This is a genomic window from Mannheimia haemolytica (assembly GCF_004342115.1).
GTDB lineage: Bacteria > Pseudomonadota > Gammaproteobacteria > Enterobacterales > Pasteurellaceae > Mannheimia > Mannheimia haemolytica.
In genome coordinates this window covers 78,407-78,910 of record NZ_SMAC01000013.1, presented here as the reverse complement: position 1 = coordinate 78,910, position 504 = coordinate 78,407, and the positions used below count along the sequence as shown (strand labels likewise).

Annotated in this window: 3 tRNA genes; all 3 read right to left on the bottom strand. The window is 44.4% G+C overall.

The window, feature by feature from the left end:
- Nucleotides 1-174: 174 nt before the first annotated feature.
- The 3 genes from EDC41_RS06405 to EDC41_RS06395 all read right to left on the bottom strand — a co-directional run bounded on the left by EDC41_RS06405 (nucleotide 175) and on the right by EDC41_RS06395 (nucleotide 502).
- Nucleotides 175-250: transfer RNA gene (locus EDC41_RS06405), tRNA-Val, on the bottom strand.
- A gap of 48 nt (nucleotides 251-298) precedes the next feature.
- Nucleotides 299-374 (bottom strand) — tRNA-Val (locus EDC41_RS06400).
- A 52-nt stretch (nucleotides 375-426) separates the two neighbouring features.
- Nucleotides 427-502: transfer RNA gene (locus tag EDC41_RS06395), tRNA-Val, on the bottom strand.
- Between the last annotated feature and the right edge of the window lie 2 nt (nucleotides 503-504).

Here is a 504-nt window from a genome sequence, read left to right as displayed (position 1 = left end):
CGGATTTGGGTGGAAAAGAATTTAAGCTCAAATTAATCTGACAGACACGGTAATTTAAAACGGGGGACTGTCAGATTAGGTTTGATCTTCTACAATTTATTTTCCCTTTTTAGTTATGACTTTAAAGGGGTTATTAGATTATGATATAAGTTTTAGGCTTTGATACTAAATAGATGGTGGGCGATACCGGTCTCGAACCAGTGACCCCCTCCTTGTAAGGGAGGTGCTCTCCCAACTGAGCTAATCGCCCTTCAGATACGAAAAATCGCCATTTGAAGTTTATGATTTTAGTCTTAAGTGGTGGGCGATACCGGTCTCGAACCAGTGACCCCCTCCTTGTAAGGGAGGTGCTCTCCCAACTGAGCTAATCGCCCACTTGAGACTTAAAATCAAAGGGAATTTGAAAACGAAACACTTAAGTTGAAGTGGTGGGCGATACCGGTCTCGAACCAGTGACCCCCTCCTTGTAAGGGAGGTGCTCTCCCAACTGAGCTAATCGCCCTG